This window comes from Inquilinus sp. OTU3971 (genome assembly GCF_038440215.1).
Genome location: NZ_JASATH010000338.1, coordinates 1 through 4455, shown reverse-complemented (window position 1 = coordinate 4455; position 4455 = coordinate 1). Strand labels below are relative to the sequence as shown.

The 4455-nt window shown below is 72.2% G+C and carries 2 protein-coding genes; both read left to right on the top strand.

Features of this window, described 5'->3' with window-relative positions; genetic code table 11:
• The first annotated feature begins 125 nt into the window (after positions 1-125).
• Positions 126-2510 carry a ribonuclease R gene (gene rnr / locus AAHM41_RS39175; protein ID WP_342242057.1) on the top strand — a complete coding sequence of 795 codons (2385 nt, stop codon included), beginning with the start codon at positions 126-128 and terminating at the stop codon, positions 2508-2510.
• Positions 2511-2621: 111 nt separating this feature from the next.
• Positions 2622-4184 (top strand): S41 family peptidase, encoded by a 1563-nt coding sequence (locus AAHM41_RS39170; RefSeq protein WP_342242056.1) that lies wholly within the window; start codon positions 2622-2624, stop codon positions 4182-4184.
• Positions 4185-4455: the final 271 nt, after the last annotated feature.

Below are 4455 nucleotides of genomic sequence, written 5' to 3'. Positions count from 1 at the left end.
CGGCCCCCCCCCCAGCCCCCTCCCCCTGCCCCCCTCCCGCAAGGGGAGGGGGGACTTGTTTTAAGTGACGGCTTCGTCGGGGTTACCCTGATAGGGTCCGCGCCCCCCGATCCGAGCCCCGCGCCATGAACGAACCGCCCACCCGCAAGCCCCCGGTCCGGCGGCCGATCAAGCGGAAGAAGGTCGTCAAGACCGTCGTTCCGGCCAAGACGCCGCTGGGCAAGGGCAAGAAGGCGGCCAAGCCGTTCCCGACGCGCGAGCAGATCACCGAGTTCCTGAAGTCGCGTGACGACACGGTCGGCAAGCGCGAGATCGCCCGCGCCTTCCACATCACCGGCGACGACCGGGTGCGGCTGAAAGAGCTGCTGCAGGACATGGCCGAGGAGGGCCAGCTGGAGAAGCGCCGCGGCCGCCGCATGCGGGCGCCGGGCGCGGCGGCCCTGCCGAACGTCGCCGTGCTGCGCATCGTCGCCATCGACGCCGACGGCGAGGCCCTGGCCCAGCCGGTGCGCTGGGAGGACGAGGAACCGCCGCCGCGCATCACCATGGGCGCGGATGGGCGCGGCCAGGGCGCGCTGGCGGTCGGCGACCGGGTGCTGGCCCGGCTGCAGCAGGACGAGGACGGCGGCTGGACCGGCCGCACCATGCGCCGGCTGGAGAACCAGGCCGATGTCCGCGTCGTCGGCGTGTTCCGCCGCGGCCGCGACGGCCAGGCCCGCATCGTGCCGGCCGACAAGCGCGCCCGCGACACCTGGCCGGTGCGCGAGGGCGACACCGGCGGCGCCAAGGACGGCGACCTGGTCGAGGCGCTGGTCGAGGCCACCGACCGCCTCGGGCCGCGCCGCACCGTGGTCACCGCCCGTTACGGCGACGCCGAGGATCCGCGCTCGATCAGCCTGATCGCGATCCACGCCGCCGGCATCCCGACCGACTTCCGGCCGAAGGCGCTGGCCCAGGCCCAAGCCGCCGAACCGGCCGCGCTGGGCAACCGGGTCGACCTGCGCCAGATCCCGCTGGTCACCATCGACGGCGCCGATGCCCGCGACTTCGACGACGCGGTCTGGGCCGAGCCCGACCCGGACCATCCCGGCGGCTGGCACCTGATCGTCGCCATCGCCGACGTCGCCCATTACGTGCCGCCGGGGTCGCCGCTGGACCGCGACGCCTTCGAGCGCGGCAACTCCTGCTACTTCCCCGACCGCGTCGTGCCGATGCTGCCGGAGGCGCTGTCGAACGGGCTGTGCTCGCTGCGCCCGGACGAGGACCGCGCCTGCCTGGCCGCCGACCTGTGGATCGACCAGCATGGCCAGCTAAAGCGCCACCGCTTCCGCCGCGGGCTGATGCGCTCCGCCGCCCGGCTGACCTATGAGCAGGTGCAGGCCGCCCGCGACGGCCAGCCCGACGAGACCACCGGCCCGCTCTTGGAACCGGTGATCGCCCCGCTCTACGGCGCCTATCAGGCGCTGCTGGCGGCGCGGGAGAAGCGCGGCACGCTGGAGCTGGACCTGCCGGAGCGCAAGGTCCAGCTCGGCGAGGACGGCCGCGTCGCCTCGATCGGAATCCGGCCCCGGCTCGACAGCCACAAGCTGATCGAGGAGTTCATGATCGCCGCCAATGTCGCCGCGGCGGAGACGCTGAGCGACAGGAGCCTGCCGGCGCTGTACCGGGTGCACGACCAGCCCGACCGCGCCCGGGTCGAGGCGCTGAAGGAGTTCCTGGCCCCGCTCGGCTACACCCTCTCCCTCGGCCAGGTGATGCGGCCGCGCGTGTTCGGCCAGATCCTGGAACGGGCCGTGGGCCGGCCGGAAGAGCCGATGGTCAACGAGATGGTGCTGCGGGCCCAGGCCCAGGCGGTGTACAGCCCGGACAATCTCGGCCATTTCGGGCTGGCCCTGCCCCGCTACGCTCATTTCACCTCGCCGATCCGCCGCTATGCCGACCTGACCGTGCATCGCGGGCTGATCCGGTTGCTCGGCCTCGGCAAGGACGGCACCACCGAGGAGGAGCTGTCGCGGCTGGAGGAGATCGGCACCCACATCTCGGTCACCGAGCGCCGCGCCGCCCAGGCCGAGCGCGACGCGGTCGACCGCTACCTGGCCAGCTGGCTGTCGGACCGGATCGGCGCCATCCTGCCCGGCCGGATCGGCGGCGTCGCCAAGTTCGGCCTGTTCGTCAAGCTGGACGAATCGGGCGCCGACGGGCTGGTGCCGATCTCGACCCTGCCCGACGACTATTACGACCATGACGAGGCGGCGCAGGCCCTGGTCGGCCGGCGCTGGAACCGCGTGTTCCGGCTCGGCGCCCGGGTGCGGGTGCGCGTCACCGAGGCCGATCCGCTGACCGGCAGCACCGTCTTCGCCCTGGTCGATGCCGGTCATGGCGCCGATGTCGAAGGCCTGCCGCCGCTGCCGGGACCGGGCCGCCGGGCCCCCCCTCGGATCGGGATGCGGTCGGGCCCCCGATCCGGCCGGAAGCCAGGGTCCGGGCCGCTTCGCGGGCCACGGCGCTGAACGCAGCCCTGCTGCGCTGCAATAACGCCTTTTTCCTGTCAAGTATGTGGCTTAGAGTGCGGAGAGAAAAAGTCGCGGGCGGAGTTCCATTAAGTGTTTTGTCAGAAGCGGTTGGCGGCGGTTTTTGCAGCGCTGCTGGTGCTTTCGGGCTGCCTCGCCACCGCCCCGGACTCCCCGGCCCCCCAGGCCGACGCGCAGCCCCGCGAGGGCGGCCATTTCGCCGATCCGTCGGTGTTCACCGTCGGCTTCGACCGGATCCAGGAAGTCTATCTGGTCAAGGAGGATTTCGGGACGCTGGCGCTCGACGGGCTGAACGGCCTGTCCAAGCTCGACGACACGCTCAGCGTCCGCCGCGACGGCGGCCGGGTGCAGCTGATCCGCACCGGCCATGTGGTCGGGAATTTCGACTCGCCCCAGCCCGAAGCCGCCTATGACTGGGGCACGCTGGTCGCGTCCACGCTCGACTCGGCCTCGCTGGCGTCGCCGAAGGTCGCCGCCGCCGGCAGCGAAGCCGCCTACCAAGCGGTCTACGACGCGCTGCTGGCCGATCTCGACCCCTATTCCCGCTACGTCAACCCGGACCGCGCCCGCGACGACCGCGCCCAGCGCGACGGCTATACCGGCGTCGGCATCGCCCTCAGCCAGGACGACAAGGGCCGGCCGGTGATCGGCGACGTGTTCCCGGACACGCCGGCCGCGCGCGCCAACCTGCTGAAGGGCTCGATGATCGTCGCCATCGACGGCGTGTCGGTGGAGGACGCCAAGGTCGACGAGATCGCCGACCTGATGCGCGGCCCGGTCGGCACCAAGGTCGACCTGACCGTGCGCGAGCCCAAGGGCAGCAGCCGCACCGTCACCATGACCCGCGCCAAGGTGATCGAGAACATGGTGCGCAGCGAGGTGCGCGACAACGTCATCGTCGTCAAGCTGCTGCGCTACAACACCACCGCCGCCGCCGCGGTCCGCAACACCGTGACCGGCCTGTTGCGCGGCCTGAACGGCCGGGCCCGCGGCATCGTCATCGACCTGCGCGGCAACCCTGGCGGCCTGTTGGACCAGTCGGTGGCGCTGGCCGACATGTTCATGGACCACGGCCAGATCGTCTCGACCCGCGGCCGCAACCCGGACAGCGACCAGAGCTTCAGCGCCCGCAACGGCGACATCACCGGCCACCTGCCGCTGGCCCTGCTGGTCGACGGCCATTCCGCCTCGGCGGCGGAGGTGACGGCGGCGGCGCTGCAGGATGCCGACCGGGCGATCCTGGTCGGCTCCACCTCCTTCGGCAAGGGCAGCGTCCAGACCGTGACCCGGCTGCCGAACGACGGCGAGCTGTTCCTGACCTGGAGCCGGATCTACGCGCCGTCGGGCTATACCTGGCACCGCCAGGGCATCCTGCCGACCGTCTGCACCAGCGGCAACGGCACCGACGCCAAGGCGCTGATCCAGGCCTTCCGCGCCGGCCAGCTGCCGCGCATGGCCGATGCGGCGGCGGAGCGCTTCCGGGCGCCGGACGACGATGCGGCGCTGCGCCGCGTGCGCGCCGCCTGCCCCTGGCAGGTGCATGACGCCGATCTCGACCTCCAGGTCGCCATCGGCCTGCTGAGCGACCCTGCCCTCTACGCCCAGGCCCTCGGTTCGCAGGACCGCGGCACCGTCGCCGCCCAGGCGCAGTAACCTCCTCGTCCCGCGGCGGCCGTCCGCGCGGCTCCTTTCCCGCATGCGAGAGCGATTCGGAATGTCTCTTGGCCCTAGCAAAGGCATCGAACGTAAGAAATGAGAGTCCCCCCTCCCCTCGCGGGAGGGGGCTAGGGGGAGGGGGTTTTCGCCGTCAAGACCGGCCTGAACTCTGGCGATCCGGCTCTGGCCGCGGCACCTGTTTTCTGCGCATTCGCGCGCGGACGCGCGCAGACCCCTCCCCCTGCCCCCCCCCCCCAAGGGGGGGGGG